The sequence below is a fragment of the Bacilli bacterium genome (assembly GCA_036381315.1).
In the GTDB taxonomy this organism is placed as follows: Bacteria; Bacillota; Bacilli; order Paenibacillales; family KCTC-25726; genus DASVDB01.
The window spans coordinates 1-20,719 of sequence record DASVDB010000066.1; the positions used below are offsets into that span (position 1 = coordinate 1).

Here is a 20,719-nt window from a genome sequence, read left to right on the forward strand (position 1 = left end):
GGTGGTGAAGCGCTTGAAGTAAAGCGGTTTTTGGAACAGGAAAAAGGTCGGGCGGAAACAAACCGTCTGTTGCGCGAAATCCCAAGCATTTGCGCCGAAATCCCGCAAGCTTTGGAAAGCCGCTTTGGCAGGTTGGGCGAACTTGGAGTCGATCTGGGCATCGATCGGGATAACAACGTCTGGATTTTGGAAGTCAATTCCAAACCGGGGCGGCGCGTGTTCTCATTAATTCACAATCTTGACGCCGAGCGGCGGGCGGTTCGGAATCCGATTCAATATGCGTGCTTCCTGCTTAAAGGCGTCTAGGATCGGTTTTTAGTCAAAGGTTCGCGCCAGATCAAATGTTGCGCGTTCGCCTGGTGCTTACGATGTGGGTTCCCCTGCGGGAAACCTTTAGGAGGATTTGCGAATGAGTTTGACAACATGCACGGTGCACTTCACCAATCGGGCTGATAAAAACTTATATATGACCAGAGCATTGATGAGAGAACTGCAAATTCGCTCGCAGAAAACTTTGACGCTTAAGGTCGGCCACCGTCAGTCCAAAGTGGGACTCCGCGTGATCAAAAAAGCAGGAAGACATATTTATTTGCCCGGATCCGTGCGGAACGCGCTGTTGATTCCCCGGGCAGGCAACTGCTGCATAAAAAGTGAAGGCGACGGCATTATCAAACTCGGCCCGTTGATCGGCATTTTGACTTCGACTGCGGGCGGAACGGGTTCTACGCCGTTCGGCAGCAGAACCGGCATGGTCAGGCAATATTTGCAGGCCGGTAATACAAAAGCGTACTACTTTGCCTTTGCCCCGCAAGACATCAACTGGCAGCAGGAAACAACCGTCGGCTATTTCGCCGAACCCGGGGGCAAGTGGGTGCGGAAGCTCGTGTCGTTGCCCGACGCGGTATACAACCGGCTGCCCAGCCGCAGGCAAGAGCTCACCATTTCGATGGAAAACTTCAAAGAGCGCTTTGTCCGCCGCAATATTCCGATTTTTAACTGGAGATTTTTCAATAAGTCGGAAGTTTACCGGTTGCTGCAAGGAGAGCCCGAAGAAAAATATGTGCCCGAGTCCGTCGTGAATCCGCCGCCGGAAAAAATCAAGGAAATGCTGGAGAGAAACCAGTTCGTCTATTTGAAGCCGACCGGCGGAAGCCTCGGAATCGGCATTTACCGGTTGACTTACCACCCGAAAAAAGGCTACTTCTGCCGCTATCGCCGCAACGGCAAAAACGTGCTTTTGCGGTTCAACCGTTTTTCGGCGTTGCTCGATCTGCTTAGAAAAAGCAGAAACCTGAATCATTATGTGTTGCAGCAAGGAATCAGGCTGATTGAAATCGATAATTGTCCGATTGATTTCCGCTTCCATATGTGCAAAAACGGCAAAAACCGTTGGACGGTCGCCGGTGTTGGCGCCAAAAAGGCGGGCAGAGGCAGCGTGACTACGCATGTGCGCACCGGCGGGCAGCTGATGACGCCGGAAGCGGCGCTGGCAAAAACATTCGGCAACCGGGCGGAAGAGATTTTGAACAACGCGAAAAAAGCCGTTATCTCCCTTTGCCAGGCGATTGAACGCAATTATCCGCATCCGTTGGGCGAAATCGGCTTTGATATGGGCATCGATAAAAACGAGAACATTTGGATGTTTGAAGCCAACTCCAAGCCCGGCCGAACCATATTTAAGCATCCCGCGCTGAAAGCGCAGGGGCGCGACGCGTTGCACTGCGTATTTGAATATTTGCTCTACTTGAGCAAGTTCCCAGTGAGGGAGGATGCTTGATGTGGCGCTAAAAGCTGAATTGCATGAGTATAAGAAGCGTCCGATCATTGCAATCCTGACAATGGATGACGAGAAAAAGGGTTTTCGCGGCAACCGGGAAAATTTTCACGACCTCATCGAGGCGGGCAAAGAGCGGAACATTCTCGTATATGTCACCACTGTCAAATTGCTGGATTTGCGGGAGAGGCAAACTGCGGGCTATACGTGCAATTTGGAGAAAAACAGCTGGATTCGCCAGATGTTTCCCCAGCCACATGTCATTTACAACCGCATCCCGTTCAGGGAAGATGAAATGTCAGCCGATGTGCAGGATAAAATGGCGCACATCCGCCGCCATCCGCGCGTCCAAATGTTTAATCCGGCTTTTTTTAACAAATGGGAATTGATCGGTTGGTTGAACGAATCCAAAATAACGAGCAAATATTTGCCGATCACGCTAAAAATGTCCGAAGACACCAAACTGCTGCCGCTTTTGAAGCAGCATTCCGCCGTGTATTTAAAACCGGAGTCCGGAAAAGCCGGCGCGGGCATCATGCGGATCCGCCGCAAGATAAACGGCAAGCCGACCTATTTGCTAAGCGTGCAGATCAAACGAAAGAGCCGAAATTTCCGTTTTAACAGCCTGAAGCGACTGCGCGCGCGCATAAAAAAAATGATCGGCAAAGAAAAGTATATCGTCCAGCAAGGAATCGATCTTGTGCATAACAAAAAGCGCCCCTTCGATTTGCGCGTGCTCGTGCAAAAAAACGGCAAAGGCAAATGGACGCTGACCGGCATCGGCGGAAGAGTTGCCGGGGAACTCAGTATTACGACGCATGTGCCCCGCGGCGGGTCCATCGACAACCCCAAATATTTGTTAAGAGCCGTCTTCGGCGCAAGCCGGGGGGCGCGGATTTTGCGCCGTGCGCAACAAGCCGCGCTCGCCATCGCCAGGCAAATCGAAATCGGCGCCGGCACACCGCTGGGTGAAATGTCGATGGATTTGGGCGTGGACGAAAACGGGGATATCTGGTTTTTCGAAGCCAATTCCAAACCGATGAAATTTGATGAGCCGCAAATCCGCAAAAAATCGTTGGAACGCATCATCCAGTACAGCATATTTTTAGCCAACGGAAAAAACGCCAGAGCAAACTTTTATGGGATTGAGGGCGATTAAATGCGATTTTCCCGCGTAACCCCGGAAAAGTTGGAAAAATATCGGCTGCCGTTCATCCGGTTTGCCGCCCAGCACGGCGAAAAGCGCATTACCGACAGCGCAATCGCCTGGTTAAAAACCGTTCAACCCGAACAATTGGCGGATAAAGGCAGCGAGATGATCGCGGCATCAATCGGCGGAAAACTGGCGGCCATAAGCTGCGTCGCGCATTATGGCAACGAGGCCGCATTCTATGTCGTGCACCCCGCTTATCGCCGCCGCGGCATCGGCAAGCGTTTGCTCAGCTTGCATCTCTCCCGCCTTGGGCGCTACCGTTGCGCGGTGGCCGCCGACAATCAGCCAAGCCTGCGCCTGTGCCAAAGCTGCGGCCTGAAACCGGTTTGGCAGTACAATAACAGTCGCGGAAAAAGAATTATCGTATTGGAGGGTGAATCCGTTTGGCCCGCCCCACGCTTGGAGTGATGACTGTCTATTACGATTCGGAAAAGCGCATCGAAGAAAAAAATTATTTTCGCAAATTAATCATGCTGGGCAATAAAATCGGGTTGGATGTTTTTGTCTTTGCTCCTGAAGACGTTGCACGCACCGGGCAAAAAATTTCCGCTCTGCATTACGATGCCAAAACGAACAGCTGGTACAGAAAACCGGTTGATTTCCCGATGGCGATTTATGATCGCTGCCGGCAAATCAGAAGTTCCCGCTTCCATCAACTCCGGCAGTTCCGCAGAGATTACCCGAATATGCTTTACTTGAATCGTCCCTTGTCCAACAAATGGAACATTCATCTTATTTTATCGCGCAACGAAAAAATCCGGCCGCATCTTCCCGAATCCGCCATTTATCAATCCGCCGTCGATTTGCAACGAATGCTGGAAAAACACGGTATTGTCTACTTGAAACCGATTAACGGCACCGGCGGGAGAGGAATTCTCAGAATCAGCAAAGTTGCCGGCAACCGCTATCTTGTCAGCGGGCGCACGGTTTCCCGCCGCATTTTCAAGCCGTTTCTGACAAACGGCAACCGGTTGGCCGCAAAGTTAAGGCCATGGAATTTGCCGAACCGTTATCTCGTGCAGCAAGGCCTTGATTTAAAGCTTGAAAACGGCCGGGTGCACGATTATCGGATGCTGATTCAAAAAAACGGCCAGGGCGAATGGGAGGTAACAGGCTGCGCGGGCAGAATCGGGCCGGCAGGCAGCGTTACTTCCAACCTGCATGGCGGCGGCAAAGCGGTTACGATGGCGCATTTGCTGCGGTTATGGGGGTTTCGTTCAGACAGGGCGGCGCGGATTAGGCAATCCGCCGAGACGTTGGCGTTTCAAGTGGCGCGCCATTTGGAAGAACGTTTCGGCCAATTATGCGAATTGGCGCTTGATTTGGCGATTGACCATAAAGGACACGTCTGGCTCCTGGAGGTCAATCAAAAGCCTTCCCGCGAAGTTTTCAATCTGGCCGGCGAAAAGGAAACTTATCGGAAAGCGATTTTGCGCCCCCTGGAATATGCGCGATGGCTGATTGCCAAAAAACAGGCGGAGAAGATGGCGCAATAAGCCTGCTTCTCCGCCTGTGGAAAATTACTCCGCGGCAATCAACTCCGGCAGTTGCGCGAATGCCGTAATGACCGCGTCCGCCTCCGCCAATTCGTGATCGTGGCCATACCCGGCATAATCGCAGCCGATCACGGTTAGCCCGTTTGCTTTGCCGGCCGCCACGTCGGATAAACGGTCGCCCACCATCCACGCGGACGAAACACGGTGCGTGTCCAACAAAAGCTTTACCAGATCGTTTTTGCTGGCCGTTTGATATTCCCCGGCGCTGTAAAGTCCGGTAAACAAATGGGCAATATCCGTGTGCTCCGCAACTTTTTTTACGTAAAGCTCCAGCCCGTTGCTGGCGACAAATAGTTGCATTCCGCTGTTTCTTAGCCGCTCCAGCGTTTCGCGGACGCGAGGGTACAATTCGCCCTTGCCGGCCTTCAGGTTTTCTATTTGATAATCCAACACCAGATCGTTCAATCGTTCTCTTGCTGCCTTTGTGGATTTCGGAAGTACACGATTCCAAATATCATCTAGCAGCAAACCCAACGATCCCAACAAGACTTTTTCGGATGGATTTTCACCCGCGTACAGCCCTTCTTTGCGCAAATCGTTCATCGCCAGATGGAATGCTTCGACAAAAATCGATTCCGATTTGAACAAAGTGCCGTCCATGTCGAAGATCAGCGCTTCGGGCCGGGCCATTTTTGTGGTCATATGGAGAGCTCCTTCTCGTGTTGCCTGGCATATAACCCCTTTTATATCAAAATAATTGCCCCCCGTCAACCATCGGAGAATGGAAGAATAGAAGCTTTGGATGGTGCGCGGATTGGTTCAGCCCTACTTACGATCGGGAAAGCCCGAAGGATAATCCGAAAGGTCCGCCCACCGGCACGATGCGTGTGGTCCGCGGCGGCTCATTCCTCTGCACAAAAGCGTATTGCAATCGTTTCAAGGTATCCGCGCGAAACCACAATACGCCCGATTCGGCCGGAAGCAACGGCGGATTCCGTTGTGTCGCTGACGTTTGATGAAACACGGCTAAAATACTTTTTTCGTCTCCCGGTCTTCTTTCAGCATCTCCACCGCTTCGCGGAAACGTTGCGCGTGGATGATTTCGCGCTCGCGCAAAAACCGCAGGCTGTCCTGGATCTCGGTATCATCCGTCAGGTCGATCAGCCATTGGTAAGTGGCTCTTGCTTTCTCCTCAGCGGCTATATCCTCGTACAAATCGGCGATCGGATCGCCTTTTGCCTGAATGTAGGTTGCGGTCCAGGGCACACCGGCGGCGTTATGATAAAACAGCGCCCGGTCGTGGTTGGCGTAATGTTCTCCCAGCCCGGCCTCCTTCAGTTGCTCCACGCTGGCGTCCTTGGTCAACTTGTAGACCATGGTGGCAATCATCTCGAGATGCGCAAATTCTTCCGTGCCGATATCCGTCAACAAACCGATCACTTTATCCGGAATCGTATAGCGCTGGTTCAAGTATCTGAGCGCCGCCGCCAATTCACCGTCGGCGCCGCCGTATTGCTCGATCAGATATTTGGCCATGCGCACATCGCATTTGCTTACGCGCACAGGGTACTGCAATTTCTTTTCATAAATCCACATTGCTTCGGATTGCTCCTTCCTTGTAGACTGCTCAACTTAAGCTGCGCAACGCGTTTTTGTCGCCAGCGCATAGGTCAAACCTGCCAAGGCCACGGCGGCTCCGGCCAGGCAAAGGGAAAGCGGGATAAGTCGCGCCCGAAATGCTGCAGCGGACCGAATCGTGCGGTAAATTCCCGGGCCAACTGCTCGCGGATCTGGGCGAAATGATTATATTGCTGCAGCGCTTGCGCATCTTGCGGATGCGTATCCAAATATAAGTTCAATTCCACCAAAACGAAATCCGCTTCCTGTAATTGCTGCAGCATTTTGTAATACGTTTCGTCACATTTCACATCCTTCACCGTTGCCATTCCTTTCCTGTTATTTTTTGCCGGCATAGGGGCTGAAGAAAAGCGGCCATAACGTTCCGCTCCGCAACGCTTCCGCAGGCGAAAACTGCGGCAGTCCCGCAGGCTGGTAGACGACAAATTGATTGGGCGGAACTACATAGGATTTCTCCCGGATGGGCGGACACGGATCAAACGGCCCGATAAACGGATAATAAACCCGCTCTTGGGAAAAAGGCTGCTGTACATGCAACACTGAACAACCTCCCTGATGTCATTTTGCAAGCTTTGCGTGTAATTTCGCAAAGGCCGCGCGCAACTTTGCCTATCCTGTTTGCTGTTTAGCATATGACAAACGCCCACAGGTGGTGATTGATCAAATAAAAAAAAATCCCCTGTGCGGGGAGTTGGCCAAAGGTTCTTTTTGCTCATTCAATTTTGATCTTGATATTCAACAGCCCGACGCGTTGCATCGCCTGATAAATGATGACGACTATCGGACCGAGAAACAGCCCGACGACGCCAACCAGTTTAAAGCCGATGTATAAACTGATCAAAGTCGGCAGGGCGCCGATACCGACCGCATCGCCCAATATCTTCGGCTCCACCATGCGGCGAAAGACGGTAATGAACAAATACAGGATAATGACGCCGATTCCCAAAAAATTGTCGCCCGTCATAAAGCAGTAAATCGACCACGGCACAAGCACCGACCCGGTTCCCAAAATCGGCAGAATATCCACGACGACAATCAGAAGCGCGATGGCCATGGCGAAATTCACATGCAAAATCAATAAACCGACCAGCGTCACGATATAAGTCAGCATGCTGATGATCAATTGCGCGCGGATAAATCCGAAAATCGAATTGCGCAAATTCTGCAGCACTTCGGCCACCTGGGCTTGCGATTTTTCCTCAAAAAAGTTTAGGAACGACCCTTTCAACGTATCCAGGCTATAGCTGAACATATATAATGCCGCTATAAATACAATGTAGAAAATAAACAGATCGGGTATCGTCTTCGCAAAATTGAACAGCGACTGGTACAAGGTGCTCGCCAGATCTTTCAGCGAATTGAGCAGCGCGCTCATGCCGGTTTCCGCGCCGTTTTGCAGTTGTGCCGCCGTATCGGAAGGCAGCGTTTCATAAAACAGCTGCGTCTTTTTTAACCCTTCCTGAATGAGATCGTTGACCCCGGTCAAATAATCGGGCGCTTTTCCCAAATAATTGATAATTTCGGAAATGATCTTTAGCCCCAGCCAATAAATTACGAGCGACAGCAATACCGAAAAGACGGTGCAAACGATCGTCGAGGCGACCATCCGGTTCATTCTGGCATATTTGATCAACAGCACGTTAAACGGCTCCAGAAAGATGGCGATCACTATCGCCAGCAGAAACGGAAAACCGATCGTGAACAATCCGTATAAAAAGCCTAACCCCAAGGCGATCAATATGAGCGTTTTCCCTGACAATTGGCGTCACCTCTCATTGCCCGCTTGCTTGGCGGCTTTGTTTTAAAACCCTACGACAAAGTAATAGACAAGCACAACAGCCGCCAAAACAAACCGGTAATAGGAAAAATAAACCAGAGAAAGCCTTTGCACAACGCGGATAAAAGACGCAACCGCAAGCAACGCGAAAATGAAGGAAACGATAAAACCAACGGCAAAGAAACCAAAATCGTGCATGGACATCGCATGAATATTTTTCAGCAATTCATAGCCGGTCGCCACGGTCATTACCGGGATTGCGATCAAAAAAGTGAAATCCGCTGAAACAGCGCGGCTGGCGCCGGCCAGCATGCCTCCCGCAATCGTCGAACCGGAACGGGAAAATCCCGGCCAGAGCGATAAAATCTGCGACAGCCCAATGAGAAACGCTTGCCGGTATGTAAGTTGATCCATCGTTTCCGTTTGAGCCGCCGTCTTTTTCTTTTCCGCAACGATCATAAAAATGCCGCCCAGCACGAGCCCGATCAAAACGGTTTCCGGCGAAAACAGCGCGCCTTTGATGAAATCCTGGAACAAATAAGCGAGCCCCATCACCGGAACGATGGCAATGATCACATGCAGGAGATTCAACCTGGGGATTCCGGGCGCATGACGTTTTTTGCCGACAACCGAGGCGAACAGATCGACAATCCTGCGCCAATACAGCACGGCGACCGCCAATATGGCTCCTAATTGAATGACAATTTCAAAAACTTCCGACTTGTCTCCATAAAAGCCGATCATGTGGCCAACCAAAATCATGTGTCCGGTGGACGAAACAGGCAAAAATTCGGTCAACCCTTCCACAATGCCGATCACAACCGCAATCCACAGCGCTCCCAAATAAATCCTATCCCTTCATAACTATATGTATAAAGTATCTTTTAATTATACGGTTTCCTTTCAGGTTGCACAACAGCCCGCCATTACGCAAAGGCAAGCAAACGGGATTAGCGGCCGATCGTGGCCAATCAAGTAGTTTCATGCGGGTAACGGCGGTCGCATCACGGCCGCATGAACACGTTCACAGCCAATATGTAGAGTAAAGGGCTGGGACTGCCAGCCCTTTACTCTACATATTTTATTACGCTGTTTTCGTAAATATAGTTGCTAAATTGGTGTAAGAAAATACTTAATAAAAATACTGGATTTTCAAACGTTTTTACTATAAAATGGGATTGTAAAATGAAACTGAGTTTCACACAATGAAACATGGAGGGTTTCTATGTCTTTTAATTTCTCTGGGATTGACCACGTTCAATTGGCGGCTCCTGAAGGTTGCGAATCGGAAGCTCGAAGCTTTTTTGCTGACTTATTAGGCTGGATGGAAATCCCAAAGCCGAAATGCTGAATGGTCTTTTGCGACCACGTTTTCGAGCAACACGGTGAGGAATGCCACCTTTTCGCCCCTTTTCAGACTCTAAAAGAAGTGGGTTTCATCACTTTCAATGATTCCGCTAGGATGGCTCTTTGATCGCTTCGAATAGACGGTGCTGTTCTTGTTATGACAGGTCAGTGAAATCTTCATACACTTCAAGCCAATTCATGATTCAAATGCCTCCTGTTGAAATCGTATTCTCTTTATCCCCTTAAGAGCAACAATATATGCGAAAACAGCGTTATTTTAAGTCAGGGTAAGTCGCAGAACCGCCGCCACAGAAAAACCGTGCCGAACTTTAGATTGTACAATTAACGAAATACTGGTAATATGAAAGTGAAAATCAGGCAATTCCTGCTATATCTTGGAGGGAACTTTGTGCGAGTTCATATATCGGAAGTTCGGACCGGAGATCGGTTAAAGCAAAATGTTTTCAACAAATACGGACTGCATGTGCTGTCTTGCGACAAAGTGCTTGATGAGGACGACATTGTCAAACTTCAGCGTCACAATATAGACTTTGTGGAAATTATGCATCGGGCACACCGCGGAAGCGATCAGCAAAAAAACGCCAAGGTCACGAATATAGTCGAAAATATTTTGCCTAATTACGATTTTGCGATTGATAAAATGGAACAATTATTTCGCCGCGCCTTGGAGGAAGGAAAAATCGACGAAAAGGAAGCTGACAGCGCTTTCGCGCCGCTGGTCCAAAGCTTCCGGAAAGAGTCGGACGTCGTATCGCTCTTGTTGACGCTCCAGGGAGCGGATGAATATACTCTGCATCATTCCGTACAAGTGGGCATGATTTCCTATTATTTGGCAAAATGGCTTGGATATAGAGAACAGGAAGCGTTGCTGATTGGAAAAAGCGGCTACCTGCATGATATCGGGAAAGCCTTTATCGACCCGAAAATTATTCAAAAACCGACAAAACTTTCGGCGCAGGAATTTGCCGCGGTGAAAGACCATACCATTTTGGGCTACGATATTATCAAGGTTTCCGGATTGCCGGAACCTGTCGCTTTGGTCGCTTTGGAGCATCATGAGCGGCTTGACGGCAAAGGCTACCCGAAAGGGCTGAACGGCAGCGAGATGCACCCTTATTCCAAAATCGTCGCTGTCGCGGACGTCTACAGCGCAATGATTTCTTCCCGCAGTTACCGAAAGAAGAAGGATTTGCTGCTTGTGCTGAAAGAACTGCACAAATTAAGCTTTACGGAACTGGATCCGCAAGTCACCCAGACCTTCATCAGACATATGATACCGAATTTTATCGGCAAAAAGGTTGCGTTAAAAAATGGCGCGACCGGTGTCATTATTTTGACGAATCCGTCCGATTTCTTCCGGCCGCTCATTCAGATCGGCGACGAATTTATCGACTTGTCGAAAAATTTGCAATTGGAAATTGAAACTGTTTATCTATGAAGCGCGTGAAGACGCGGCGTCAATAAGCGACCCGCTTCGCGGTTAAAAATACTTTTTTCCAATACGGCTTGTTGATATTGCTGATCTGGACGCCGTCTTTCGGCTTCGGCGAAGAGTGGATCATTTTCCCTTTGCCCATATAGATGCCCACATGGCCCGCGACCCGATTGGACTTGAACCTTCCGGGAACATAGAAGAATAAAAGATCGCCTTTCCACAGCGCTTGCCGGCTAACCCAAACACCTTCTCGGCTTTGCGCCCGGGCCGTGCGCGGCAGTTGAACGCCGAATTTTCCGAAAATGTATCGCGTAAACGACGAGCAATCAAATGTGCCGGATTGCGGGTACGGTTTCGCCCCGAAATCATATTTTACGCCAAGATAGCGCTTTGCCGTGGAAATGACCCGATTCATATCGACATTGGCGAGCGCCGCTGTTGCCGTTGCGGGGAGGAAAGCACTTGTCCGCGCAGCCGGATCGGCCGGATCGTCTCGGAAAAAATCCGGATCGTCCTGCGGTATTATCTCGTCTTTCGTGCGGGTTATTTCTAACCCGTTTTTTGTTTTTTTCGACCGAATCATATCGGAAAACAGTTTTTCCGTGTCTTGAACAGTCAGGTGGGGAACGCCATCAATCATCACAGCGGCTTGCGAGAGCGTTACCGGATATTCGCCTACTTTGGCCACTTTGGTTTTCAGGGGAATTTCAATCGCAGGGTCGTGATCGCCGATCAGATAAACATTGCCGGTATCGTCCATTTTGGCGCGCAATTGCAATGCGATTACCAAATCGCGCATGGAAATCAGTTGTGCGCCGCCACGTTGAACAAACGGTATAACGGTGCGGTCGTTTATATTTTCTGTTTTTACCTGTTTGCTTTTTTCCGCCGATTGCGTTTGCCCGCCGCGATTCATGTTGCCGCAACCAAACAGTGTAACGGCCAGGGCCAAAGACAACGCCAGCGCTAAAAAGATGCGGATCATCCGCGAATGAAATGCGTTTGCCATGCCAACATTCAGCTCCCGTCATTTTATACTTGACAGTTCGTATTTTTTGGAATAAAAACGATGAATATACGAAGGGGATGTTACAAAAACACGAAAGGAGCTCGTGAATGGAACCGGATATCGCCTTCGCCAGGAAACCGCCGGAAAAATCCGGCTTGGCGTCTGCCGCATTTGTGCTGGGCATTCTCGCATGCTCTTTGAATTTTCTTGTCATTACAACGCCGCTTGGCATCGTTTGCGGGATTTTGGCGCTCATTTTCGGCGCCGTAACCCGCAAACAAGCGCGGGGCTTTGCCGGGGCGGTATTATCGTTATTCTCGTTTTTCATTGCGCTCGTTTGGGTTGCCACCTATGCGCTCATCAACGCAAAGGATCCGTTTTTGTAGAATTGCCCGCTGTTCCTTGGGCTTGCCGAAGGACACTCGGCCGTAACTCATCCGCAAAACATACGGTCGGTTTGCCGGCTTGCAACCTTTTAATGGTTGTAGCAGGGTGCTTTCAGATCTAACAGCCATGTAGTGGCTTTCCGTTCTAACGGACGTGACAGAGGCTATTTGGGGCTTTAAGCCCGGTTTTCAAGTTTAACGGACGTAGGCGCGCGTATTTTAGCACTTTGTGCGGTATTCGGGTAAAAATAAAGCGAATAGCCGCTGTGGCGACCGTTAAAATTTTTGCCCAGCCTTTTTTCGGCAAATAGCCTCTGCTACGTCCGTTAGCGTTGGGCGGAGAGGGTTTTGTAGGGGGAGGGGCGCTCGCATTGTGCAAAAAGGGGTAACGTTAACGATGTGCAGGGTGGCATCCCCCGTTTAAACAATGGAGGCGGTCCGGATCAGGCATATATTCTCAGCACGACGGCCGCCGGCTCCGAACAAAATGCCAGCAAGCCGGGCTGCCGACGCTGTCACCGCACGCTTAGCGGCGCTCTCATGCCGATTATCCGCGCGAAGCTTGTCGCAAAAATAAAATACGTGTCCGTGCGACTGGGACGCGCTAGCGTCATAGTCACAGCAGACACGTATTTGCATATCATGGGCAAACGCCCCGACGGAAGCCGGAAAAGGCTGCGAAATGCGAAATACGCTTACCCGATGCTGCCTTCCATTTCGAGTTTGATCAAGCGGTTCATTTCCACCGCGTATTCCATCGGCAGTTCTTTGGTGAACGGCTCGATAAAGCCCATCACGATCATCTGGGTTGCTTCTTCTTTCGTCAAACCCCTGCTCATGAGATAGAACAATTGGTCTTCCGAAACTTTCGATACGGTTGCTTCATGCTCCAGCGTGACATTATCGTTTTTCACTTCGTTATACGGCACCGTATCCGAAGTGGACTTCGTGTCCATAATCAGCGTATCGCATTGGACGTTGGATTTGGAGCCGCCGGAATTGCGGCCGAAGGAAGTGAGCCCGCGATACGTGACGTTGCCGCCGTTTTTGCTGATGGACTTCGAGATGATCGTCGACGTCGTATCCGGCGCGAGATGAACCATTTTGGCGCCGGTATCCTGATTTTGTCCTTCACCCGCAACAGCGATCGACAGAACGGAACCTTTCGCCCCCCGGCCTTTCAACACGCAACCAGGATACTTCATGGTGAGTCTGGAGCCGATATTGCCGTCAACCCACTCCATATTTCCGTTTTCTTCGACAAGCGCCCGTTTGGTAACCAGATTGTAAATATTGCTTGCCCAGTTCTGGATCGTCGTATAACGCACACGCGCATTTTTCTTGACGATAATTTCCACGACCGCGCTGTGCAGGGAAGCCGTACTGTAGATCGGCGCGGTGCAACCTTCGACATAGTGGACGAAGCTGCCTTCATCGGCAATGATCAAAGTGCGCTCAAATTGTCCCATGTTTTCCGAATTGATGCGGAAATACGCCTGCAGCGGAATGTCCACCTTGACGCCAGGAGGGACATAAATGAAGCTGCCGCCCGACCAAACCGCGCTGTTTAAAGCGGCGAATTTGTTGTCGGCGAGCGAGATGACCGTGCCGAAATATTCTTTAAAAAGATCCGGGCGCGCCTTCAATCCGGCGTCCGTTCCCATAAAGACAACGCCTTGATCCTGCAGATCTTTTTGAATATTGTGATAAACGACCTCCGACTCGTATTGCGCGGTAACGCCGGCCAAATACTTTTGTTCGGCTTCCGGTATGCCTAATTTGTCAAAGGTTTCTTTGATGTCGGCGGGCACTTCTTCCCACGATTTTTGCGTTTTTTCCACGGGTTTTACATAATACTGCAGTTCATCAAAATTCAAATCGTCCAGATTTCCGCCCCACCGCGGCAACGGGCGTTTTATAAAATGTTCAAATGCCCGCATGCGGAAATCCAGCATCCAGTCCGGTTCGCCCTTCATCCGGGAAATTTCCCTGACGATATCGGCGGTCAGGCCTTTGCCGCTTTGAAATATCGCTTTATGCTCATCGCGAAACCCATATTTGTACTCTCCCAAATCGAGCATTTCTTGCGCCATTGCTGTTTACCTCCTTTTTAACTTTGCGAATTATTTTCCGTCGTTGGCTGATTCGATGCCTTTTTTTAACGCGTTCCAGGCCAGCATCGCGCATTTGATGCGTGCCGGAAATTTGCTGACACCGGCCAGCGCCTCGATATCCTCATATTCAAACTCGGTTTCTTCACCTTTCATAAAACCGGAGAAACTTTCCGCCATTTTCAGTGCCTCATCGGCTTTTTTGCCTTTGACCGCTTCGGTCATCATGGATGCGGATGCCATGCTGATCGAGCAACCGTCGCCAACGAACCTGGCATCTTTGACAATGCCGTCTTCCAGCTTCATCTGCAGCGAAATTTTATCGCCGCAAGTCGGATTATGCAGATCGACCGATACCGCTTCATCTTCAAACCGCCCGCGATTGCGCGGCGATTTATAGTGATCCATAATGACTCTTCTGTACAAATCATCCAATTGCATGGCCAAAATACTCCTTTGCGGTCAACAGTGCTTTTGCCAGCCGATCCACATCTTCCTTCGTGTTATACAGATAAAAGCTGGCGCGCGCCGTTGCCGTTACTTGCAGCCAGCGCATCAGCGGCTGGCAGCAGTGGTGGCCTGCGCGCACGGCGACGCCCTCCGCGTCGAGCACCGTCGCGACATCATGCGGATGGACATCGCCCAAATTGAACGTAACGAGACCCGCCCGATCTTTACGCGGCCCGTAAATCGTCAAGTCGGCAATTTCGGACAAGCGATCGACCGCGTAAGCGGTCAACTCTTTTTCATGCCGCTCGATTTCATCCAGCCCGATTTCGCGTAAAAAGTCAATAGCCGCGCCCAATCCGACCGCACCGGCAATAATCGGCGTGCCCCCCTCAAACTTCCACGGGGGCTCTTTCCATGTCGCGTCGTACAGATCCACATGCTCGATCATCTCGCCGCCAAATTCGCCTGGCTCCATTTTATTCAAAAGATCCAGTTTGCCGTAAAGCGCCCCGATTCCGGTTGGTCCGCACATTTTGTGCCCGGAAAGCGCATAAAAATCGCAATCCAGATCCTGCACGTCGACTTTCATATGCGGTGTGCTTTGTGCGCCGTCCACCAAAATAACCGCTTTGTTCCGATGCGCAATCGCCGCGATTTCTTTTACCGGATTGACCACGCCGAGCACATTTGACACGTACGTGACAGCCACGATTTTGGTTCGTCCGGTCACCGTTTTTGCAACGTCTTCCAGGCGAATCGTGCCATCCGGCTGCAACGGAATGTATTTCAGGACGGCGCCTGTTGCTTTTGCCGCCTGCTGCCATGGAATCAGGTTGCTGTGATGCTCCATTGGCGTGAGCACAATCTCGTCGCCTTCTTTGCAGACAGCGCGCGCATAGCTTGTCGCCACAAGGTTGATTGCCGTTGTTGTACCGCGCGTAAACACGATTTCCGCCGCATCTTTCGCATTCAGGAATCGGGCAAGCTTTTCACGCGCTCCCTCGTATGCGTCGGTCGCCCTTGACCCGAGCGTGTGCACGCCTCTGTGCACGTTGGCGTTATCCCATTCGTAATAGCGTTTCACCGTCTCGATAACCGTATCCGGCTTTTGCGAAGTCGCCGCGCTGTCCAAATACACCAAAGGATGCCCGTTCACTTCCTGGCTCAGAATCGGAAATCTTGCGCGTATCTCCAACGGAATCATTGCCCCAGCTTCCTTTCCACCAGATGTTTCAATTGCTCTTCCAGTTTGGCAATCGGAATCTGTTCGACGATCGGAGCAAGGAAGCCGTATATAATCAAGCGTGTTGCCTGTTCCCGGGATATTCCCCGCGACATCAGATAGTAGATCATATCCTGATCTACTTTGCCGATGCTTGCGGCATGGTACGCTTTCACTTCGTTTTCGTCAATCAAGAGCATCGGGTTTGCGTCACCGCGCGCTTGCGGCGACAGCATCAACACTTTTTCCGTTTGCTGGCCGTTTGCGAACGTTGCGCCCTTTTCAATTTTCGTAATGCCGTTGATAATCGCCGTAGATTCATCCCGCATCACGGCGCGCGTCAGCATGTCGCTGTTTGTGTTCATGCCGATATGCCGCGCCCTTGTGGTAATATTCATGTTTTGTTTGCCGGTTCCGACGCAAATCACTTTCGCGTCCGATTCGGAGCCTTTGCCTTCAAGCAGGGAGTATGTTTCGGACGCCGTATTGCCGTTGTTCAATTCGCCGATGACCCATTCGATTTTCGCATCGCTGTGCAAAACCGCACGGCGATAGCTGATATCCGTAATGTCTTCCCGCAAATCATGCACCGAGGCGAATTGCACGCGCGCACCGTCTTTGGCAAAAATCTCAACCATGCCGTTGTGCACTTGCTTGACATTCCCGCCGACCGACAAATAGTTTTCAACGTAGGTAACGCTGCTGTTGGCTTCGGCTACGATCAGCACATGCGGCGAAACCAACGCTTCTTCGTCGTCCGTGATGAACAACGCTTGCAGCGGTTTTTCTACGACAACATTTTTCGGAATATAAACAAAAGCGCCGCCCGACCAGGTGGCAGCGTGCAATGCCGTCAACCGGTTTTCTTCAGCTTTCACCGCCTGCATGAAATATGGGCGGACCAAATCCGCATGCTCTCTTACGGCAGTCGCCAAATCGGTGAAAATAACTCCTTGCGCGGCAAGTTCGTCAGGCAACCGGGAAAACGACGCGCCCGAATTGCGGTGCAGAAACAGCGCGTTCAGTTGCTTCCCGTTTTCGCCGGTTTGCAATAACAAATTCGCCTGCTCGGGCAAGTTTTGCGCTTCAGTCAATGTGCTTGGCTTTCTGTATTGTCCAACGGAATCAAGGTCCCAACGGTCGATTCGCGTTTTTTCCAGTTTCGGCAGCTCCAGTCGTTCAGCCATTTCCAGCGCTGTCAAACGCAACGAGGTCATCCATTCGGGTTCTGCGTTCAGGGAAGAAACAGTGCGAACGAAGCTTGGGTCCACCGGGATTGTTTGCGTAGTCATCTTCATTCCCCCTCGTGTCCCATTTTAATGATGGTGGTTATCCATCATGACGACATTCATCGGCACTTTAAATTCTTCTTCCTCGACATCAATCGTTTCATGTTCAATGCCGAGCTCCTTCTTCAACCATTCGTACCCTTCGGCTTCCAGCCGCTGCGCAAGCTCCGGCCCGCCGGAACGGACAATGCGGCCTTGCATCATCACGTGCACAAAATCCGGATGAATATAATCTAGCAGTCGTTGATAGTGGGTGATGATCAAAAACGCCCGGTTTTCGCTGCGCATCGCATTGACGCCGTTTGCGACAATCCGCAAGGCGTCGATATCAAGCCCCGAATCGATTTCATCCAAAATCACGACGCTCGGTTCCAGCATCATCATTTGCAAAATTTCATTCCGCTTCTTTTCGCCGCCGGAAAAGCCTTCATTTAAATAGCGATGCATGAATTGAGTGTCGATCTCCAGTTGTTTCATCTGTTTTTCCATCTGGCGGATAAACTTGATCAGCGAAATTTCATTGCCTTCCCCTCTGCGCGCATTGATCGCGCTGCGCAAAAAGTCGGCATTCGTAACCCCGGTAATCTCACTCGGATACTGCATGGCCAAAAACAGTCCGGCGCGGGCCCGCTCATCGACGCTCATCTCCAAAACATCCGCTCCGTCAAGCGTGACTGTTCCGTCCGTCACTTCATATTTGGGATTCCCCATTAACGCGGAAGCAAGGGTGCTCTTTCCGGTACCGTTCGGACCCATAATCGCGTGGATTTCTCCGCCCTTGATCTCCAGATCGACCCCTCTTAAAATTTCTTTATTTTCAATCTTTGCGTGCAAGCCTGATACTTTAAATATCGGCGAATTGCTCATGGCTTATCCTCCTGGCATGTTGATTAGAATCATTATATTTTAAAAAATAATCTTGGGTGATTCTCAATGATTCTCAATTATTATCAATGGTATATTTTATTATACCCCACTGTGAAAAATCAATAAAGGACTTTTCAAAACTGAATCTCCGCTTTCTCAATCGTACGGTTGAAATTGGGCGATTTTTTGACTTTTCCAGTTCAACATACCAAATCCCTCGCAGCTAAAAAATGACATAGATCAAAAATGTTAAAGCGGTAAGGCGAAGGCGACTGAACCGGGCAAATATATATAAAAATCCACATACATTTGCCGCGAATCCAATAAACGAAGTGAGCGCAAGCACTTCTTTTTCTAATCCGATCGTGTTACACTACTTAAGTATAATTTTTGCCCAACATGCTTGATAGGACGGTTCCATCATGAAAAAAGACGAACAACTTACGCTTAAAAACGAAGCGCCCGATCACGGATACGTATTTACGTTGGAAGTGATGGTCGAAGGAAAATCAAACAGCCACGCATTGGAAAAATTGCTGCACGCGCTGAATACCGGCGACATAAAAGATCATCGCATTTTGAACGGAATTGAATTCGGAAAGCTCATTGCGCAAGTTAAGACCGATGGAAATTACAAAAAAAGCGAAACGGCAATTCCGCCGCAAAAAAAAGAACAGACGGCAAACAACACGCAACCGGGCAAGAACACTATTTCCCCCGACAAGGATATTTTATCGGAGTTTCGCTCCTTTCAAGCGAAAGGCACTTTGGTCCGCCTGCAAATTGTGAAAGGCAAGGGCGTCCGGTTGAGCATTCCTTGCCGAATATTAAATTTCGACAGCGAAAACAACAATGTTTCCGTGTATCATGTCGATGAGAAAAAGGCTTATTTATTCAAACTCAACGAAATTGACGACTACATCGTTTTTTAAGCGGCCGGCCGTTTGGGAAAACGGGTTGATGCCATGGGAATTTTGTCCATATCCTTTAAGCCGAACGGAATAAAATACAGTATTCCATTCCTGCTTTTGGCGAAAGGAGGACAATTCCCCATGAACGCGGCTATCGCAAGGCAAGAAGTGAAAAAACTTGTAGGGAAATCGGTCTATGCCATTAAAAATGACGGGACAATCGTTACCGGCAAATTAAAAAGAATAAGCGGCAACCTGATCTATATTGCGCCGGAAGGCGGAAAAGCGCATACCAAAGCTTTTTTTGCGCCGCTTGTTCTGTATGATCTGCTGGCCATCGGGGCTTATGGAGGGTTCGGGTTTCCCGGATTCTACGGAGGATTCGGCTATCCATACTTCTGGTAATTGCCAAAAAAGGGAATCGGGTTTTCAGCCGATTCTCTTTTCAATTTGCCCCATATTCCAAACATACTCGCTGTTGGATATAATAAAATGGAACGAATTTATTCATTTGGGAGTGATTGGTTTGGATGTCCCTACAAAGCATTCCGGGCTGGGAATTGCCTCTTTTGTGATCGCGATGATATGCATCGCCTTATTTGTTGGCATCATCTTGTTTATGGCCGGCAACAGCGGCGAACTGATCAGCCTTGCCGAAGAACGCGGATTTGACCTGGAAGCTGACGAACTTCCCGCTTCCGTCCTGTCGTATATGATTTACATCGGGCTTCTCTTTTTGCTGGAACTGTTGCTCAGTTTAACAGGCGGCATTTTGGGCGTCGTCGGATTGTTCCAAAAGGACCGCAAAAAATTATTTGCCGTGCTTGGCACCGTATTCAACTTTGGCGGATGGGCGATCTTCATATTGCTGATGATTTTGGGCGCTGTGACCACCCAGGTTTACAGCGTCAGCGCTTGACGGCTTAAAGCCGCGTTTCCAATTTACGGTTGGCTTCGCGATTGGGGGACTGTCGCAAACAAGGTCAGTTCCCCTGTATAGTGGATGTGCAGCACATGCATCGCGCGCGTGCAAGCCGTATAAAACAATTTGCGCTCATTTTCCCTGGAGTAGGCGCTTTGCGAACCGTCCGCGATAATGACCGCGTCAAATTCGATCCCTTTGGCCAAATATGCCGGCACAACGGAGGCCCCTTCCCGCAGCGCGAGCGAATGCTTGGTGATGAGATCGACTTCAATATGCCCATTTAGCTTTGCAAATGTTTCTTCGCTCTCAGCCGCCGTTTTGCACAAAATCCCAATGGTTTTGTGGCCGTGCGCCAACAATGTTCGCGCATCGTCGGCGATTTTTACAATGCGCTCGGCATCATTTTCCGATTTGATGAATTTGGGCGCTTCTCCGCTTCGCTCGAAGGGTGTGATGCCGCTGCCAGCGGGCAGCATGGCCGCGGTAAACGCGACAATCTCACGGGTCGACCGATAACTTTTCATTAGCCGGATCACTTCCGCGCTGTCCTCATGCAACAGCTCCGGCAAATCGGTAAAACTTGCGGAATCCGCCGTTTGCAAAAAGATCGCCTGATTCGCGTCGCCCAGCACCGTCATGTTAGCCCGCGGAAACACATGGCGAATAAACGCGTATTGAAAAGGCGAATAATCTTGCGCTTCATCGACAAACACATGCTTGATGCCCGTCTCAACTTGAAAGCCGGTCAACATTTCCCGCAGGAACAAAAGCGGTGTTGCGTCTTCATAGTTCAGCCGCTTATCCTGAAGAGCTTTCAGCGAAACCGCGCAAATTTCCGGCCACCGCTC

Annotated in this window: 24 protein-coding genes and 1 pseudogene; 12 read left to right on the forward strand and 13 right to left on the reverse strand. The window is 50.1% G+C overall.

Annotation, left to right across the window (positions count from 1 at the left end):
• The 5 genes from VF260_05100 to VF260_05120 all read left to right on the forward strand — a co-directional run.
• Positions 1–306, forward strand: a 306-nt coding sequence (locus VF260_05100; protein HEX7056558.1) for a YheC/YheD family protein, incomplete at its 5' end; no start/stop codon positions are given.
• Between the two features lie 103 nt (positions 307–409).
• Positions 410–1,777: a YheC/YheD family protein gene (locus VF260_05105; GenBank protein HEX7056559.1), complete on the forward strand. Its 1,368-nt coding sequence runs from the start codon at positions 410–412 to the stop codon at positions 1,775–1,777.
• Entirely contained in the window at positions 1,770–2,933 is a 1,164-nt protein-coding gene (locus VF260_05110; GenBank protein ID HEX7056560.1) for a YheC/YheD family protein, read from the forward strand. The genes VF260_05105 and VF260_05110 overlap by 8 nt, the downstream gene beginning before the upstream one ends.
• The gene (locus tag VF260_05115; protein HEX7056561.1) at positions 2,934–3,395 is read left to right on the forward strand and encodes a GNAT family N-acetyltransferase; all 462 of its coding nucleotides are present in this window, start codon (positions 2,934–2,936) and stop codon (positions 3,393–3,395) included.
• Positions 3,371–4,483, forward strand: coding sequence for a YheC/YheD family protein (locus VF260_05120; protein HEX7056562.1), 1,113 nt, complete (start codon positions 3,371–3,373; stop codon positions 4,481–4,483). The genes VF260_05115 and VF260_05120 overlap by 25 nt, the downstream gene beginning before the upstream one ends.
• A gap of 24 nt (positions 4,484–4,507) precedes the next feature.
• On the opposite strand, the gene VF260_05125 is transcribed toward VF260_05120, so the two are convergent.
• Positions 4,508–5,185, reverse strand: coding sequence for an HAD hydrolase-like protein (locus VF260_05125; protein ID HEX7056563.1), 678 nt, complete (start codon positions 5,183–5,185; stop codon positions 4,508–4,510).
• A 71-nt stretch (positions 5,186–5,256) separates the two neighbouring features.
• Here VF260_05125 and VF260_05130 point away from each other — a divergent pair, with 71 nt between their 5' ends.
• Positions 5,257–5,499 (forward strand): SUMF1/EgtB/PvdO family nonheme iron enzyme, encoded by a 243-nt coding sequence (locus VF260_05130; GenBank protein HEX7056564.1) that lies wholly within the window; start codon positions 5,257–5,259, stop codon positions 5,497–5,499.
• A 10-nt stretch (positions 5,500–5,509) separates the two neighbouring features.
• Here the strand turns inward: VF260_05130 and VF260_05135 are convergent, their stop codons facing one another.
• The 5 genes from VF260_05135 to VF260_05155 form a co-directional block, all read right to left on the reverse strand.
• On the reverse strand, positions 5,510–6,079 hold the full coding sequence (locus tag VF260_05135) for a manganese catalase family protein (GenBank protein ID HEX7056565.1): 570 nt from the start codon (positions 6,077–6,079) through the stop codon (positions 5,510–5,512).
• A gap of 74 nt (positions 6,080–6,153) precedes the next feature.
• Positions 6,154–6,429: a spore coat protein CotJB gene (locus tag VF260_05140; GenBank protein HEX7056566.1), complete on the reverse strand. Its 276-nt coding sequence runs from the start codon at positions 6,427–6,429 to the stop codon at positions 6,154–6,156.
• 10 nt (positions 6,430–6,439) lie between these two features.
• Complete coding sequence (locus tag VF260_05145) at positions 6,440–6,661, reverse strand: spore coat associated protein CotJA (GenBank protein ID HEX7056567.1); 222 nt, start codon at positions 6,659–6,661, stop codon at positions 6,440–6,442.
• Positions 6,662–6,833: 172 nt separating this feature from the next.
• Positions 6,834–7,880: a sporulation integral membrane protein YtvI gene (gene ytvI / locus VF260_05150; GenBank protein HEX7056568.1), complete on the reverse strand. Its 1,047-nt coding sequence runs from the start codon at positions 7,878–7,880 to the stop codon at positions 6,834–6,836.
• Positions 7,881–7,922: 42 nt separating this feature from the next.
• The gene (locus tag VF260_05155) at positions 7,923–8,741 is read right to left on the reverse strand and encodes an undecaprenyl-diphosphate phosphatase (GenBank protein HEX7056569.1); all 819 of its coding nucleotides are present in this window, start codon (positions 8,739–8,741) and stop codon (positions 7,923–7,925) included.
• A 382-nt stretch (positions 8,742–9,123) separates the two neighbouring features.
• Here VF260_05155 and VF260_05160 point away from each other — a divergent pair.
• Together VF260_05160 and VF260_05165 are read left to right on the forward strand one after the other, a co-directional pair.
• Positions 9,124–9,243 (forward strand): annotated as a pseudogene (locus VF260_05160) (glyoxalase).
• 411 nt (positions 9,244–9,654) lie between these two features.
• Positions 9,655–10,704: an HD-GYP domain-containing protein gene (locus tag VF260_05165; GenBank protein ID HEX7056570.1), complete on the forward strand. Its 1,050-nt coding sequence runs from the start codon at positions 9,655–9,657 to the stop codon at positions 10,702–10,704.
• Positions 10,705–10,723: 19 nt separating this feature from the next.
• On the opposite strand, the gene VF260_05170 is transcribed toward VF260_05165, so the two are convergent.
• Positions 10,724–11,710 (reverse strand): C40 family peptidase, encoded by a 987-nt coding sequence (locus VF260_05170; GenBank protein ID HEX7056571.1) that lies wholly within the window; start codon positions 11,708–11,710, stop codon positions 10,724–10,726.
• A gap of 107 nt (positions 11,711–11,817) precedes the next feature.
• Between VF260_05170 and VF260_05175 the strand changes: the two genes are divergently transcribed.
• Positions 11,818–12,096, forward strand: coding sequence for a hypothetical protein (locus VF260_05175; protein HEX7056572.1), 279 nt, complete (start codon positions 11,818–11,820; stop codon positions 12,094–12,096).
• Positions 12,097–12,791: 695 nt separating this feature from the next.
• On the opposite strand, the gene sufB is transcribed toward VF260_05175, so the two are convergent.
• Genes sufB through sufC form a run of 5 tightly spaced genes read right to left on the reverse strand, consistent with a single transcriptional unit; the run spans position 12,792 to position 18,035 of the window.
• Entirely contained in the window at positions 12,792–14,189 is a 1,398-nt protein-coding gene (gene sufB / locus VF260_05180) for a Fe-S cluster assembly protein SufB (GenBank protein HEX7056573.1), read from the reverse strand.
• Positions 14,190–14,219: 30 nt separating this feature from the next.
• Entirely contained in the window at positions 14,220–14,648 is a 429-nt protein-coding gene (locus VF260_05185; protein ID HEX7056574.1) for an SUF system NifU family Fe-S cluster assembly protein, read from the reverse strand.
• Entirely contained in the window at positions 14,635–15,861 is a 1,227-nt protein-coding gene (locus tag VF260_05190) for a cysteine desulfurase (protein ID HEX7056575.1), read from the reverse strand. The genes VF260_05185 and VF260_05190 overlap by 14 nt, the downstream gene beginning before the upstream one ends.
• Positions 15,858–17,171 (reverse strand): Fe-S cluster assembly protein SufD, encoded by a 1,314-nt coding sequence (sufD, locus tag VF260_05195; GenBank protein ID HEX7056576.1) that lies wholly within the window; start codon positions 17,169–17,171, stop codon positions 15,858–15,860. The genes VF260_05190 and sufD overlap by 4 nt, the downstream gene beginning before the upstream one ends.
• 24 nt (positions 17,172–17,195) lie before the next feature.
• Complete coding sequence (sufC, locus tag VF260_05200) at positions 17,196–18,035, reverse strand: Fe-S cluster assembly ATPase SufC (protein ID HEX7056577.1); 840 nt, start codon at positions 18,033–18,035, stop codon at positions 17,196–17,198.
• A gap of 422 nt (positions 18,036–18,457) precedes the next feature.
• Between sufC and VF260_05205 the strand changes: the two genes are divergently transcribed.
• The 3 genes from VF260_05205 (at position 18,458) to VF260_05215 (ending at position 19,865) form a co-directional block, all read left to right on the forward strand.
• Entirely contained in the window at positions 18,458–18,967 is a 510-nt protein-coding gene (locus tag VF260_05205) for a hypothetical protein (GenBank protein HEX7056578.1), read from the forward strand.
• A gap of 120 nt (positions 18,968–19,087) precedes the next feature.
• Positions 19,088–19,351, forward strand: a complete 264-nt coding sequence (locus VF260_05210) for a hypothetical protein (GenBank protein HEX7056579.1) — start codon at positions 19,088–19,090, stop codon at positions 19,349–19,351.
• Between the two features lie 121 nt (positions 19,352–19,472).
• Entirely contained in the window at positions 19,473–19,865 is a 393-nt protein-coding gene (locus tag VF260_05215) for a hypothetical protein (protein ID HEX7056580.1), read from the forward strand.
• A gap of 23 nt (positions 19,866–19,888) precedes the next feature.
• Here VF260_05215 and VF260_05220 read toward each other — a convergent pair.
• Positions 19,889–20,719 (reverse strand): ATP-binding domain-containing protein (locus VF260_05220; protein HEX7056581.1); only part of this gene is annotated, 831 nt, incomplete at its 5' end.

What these genes read in the sequence shown, in the direction of transcription:
- VF260_05105 (HEX7056559.1), top strand. Translation starts at nt 410, where the DNA reads ATGAGTTTGACAACATGCACGGTGCACTTCACCAATCGGGCTGATAAA.
- VF260_05110 (HEX7056560.1), top strand. Translation starts at nt 1,770, where the DNA reads ATGCTTGATGTGGCGCTAAAAGCTGAATTGCATGAGTATAAGAAGCGT.
- VF260_05115 (HEX7056561.1), top strand. Translation starts at nt 2,934, where the DNA reads ATGCGATTTTCCCGCGTAACCCCGGAAAAGTTGGAAAAATATCGGCTG.
- VF260_05125 (HEX7056563.1), bottom strand. Translation starts at nt 5,185, where the DNA reads ATGACCACAAAAATGGCCCGGCCCGAAGCGCTGATCTTCGACATGGAC.
- VF260_05135 (HEX7056565.1), bottom strand. Translation starts at nt 6,079, where the DNA reads ATGTGGATTTATGAAAAGAAATTGCAGTACCCTGTGCGCGTAAGCAAA.
- VF260_05140 (HEX7056566.1), bottom strand. Translation starts at nt 6,429, where the DNA reads ATGGCAACGGTGAAGGATGTGAAATGTGACGAAACGTATTACAAAATG.
- VF260_05170 (HEX7056571.1), bottom strand. Translation starts at nt 11,710, where the DNA reads ATGGCAAACGCATTTCATTCGCGGATGATCCGCATCTTTTTAGCGCTG.
- VF260_05175 (HEX7056572.1), top strand. Translation starts at nt 11,818, where the DNA reads ATGGAACCGGATATCGCCTTCGCCAGGAAACCGCCGGAAAAATCCGGC.
- sufB (HEX7056573.1), bottom strand. Translation starts at nt 14,189, where the DNA reads ATGGCGCAAGAAATGCTCGATTTGGGAGAGTACAAATATGGGTTTCGC.
- VF260_05185 (HEX7056574.1), bottom strand. Translation starts at nt 14,648, where the DNA reads ATGCAATTGGATGATTTGTACAGAAGAGTCATTATGGATCACTATAAA.
- VF260_05190 (HEX7056575.1), bottom strand. Translation starts at nt 15,861, where the DNA reads ATGATTCCGTTGGAGATACGCGCAAGATTTCCGATTCTGAGCCAGGAA.
- sufD (HEX7056576.1), bottom strand. Translation starts at nt 17,171, where the DNA reads ATGACTACGCAAACAATCCCGGTGGACCCAAGCTTCGTTCGCACTGTT.
- sufC (HEX7056577.1), bottom strand. Translation starts at nt 18,035, where the DNA reads ATGAGCAATTCGCCGATATTTAAAGTATCAGGCTTGCACGCAAAGATT.
- VF260_05205 (HEX7056578.1), top strand. Translation starts at nt 18,458, where the DNA reads ATGAAAAAAGACGAACAACTTACGCTTAAAAACGAAGCGCCCGATCAC.
- VF260_05210 (HEX7056579.1), top strand. Translation starts at nt 19,088, where the DNA reads ATGAACGCGGCTATCGCAAGGCAAGAAGTGAAAAAACTTGTAGGGAAA.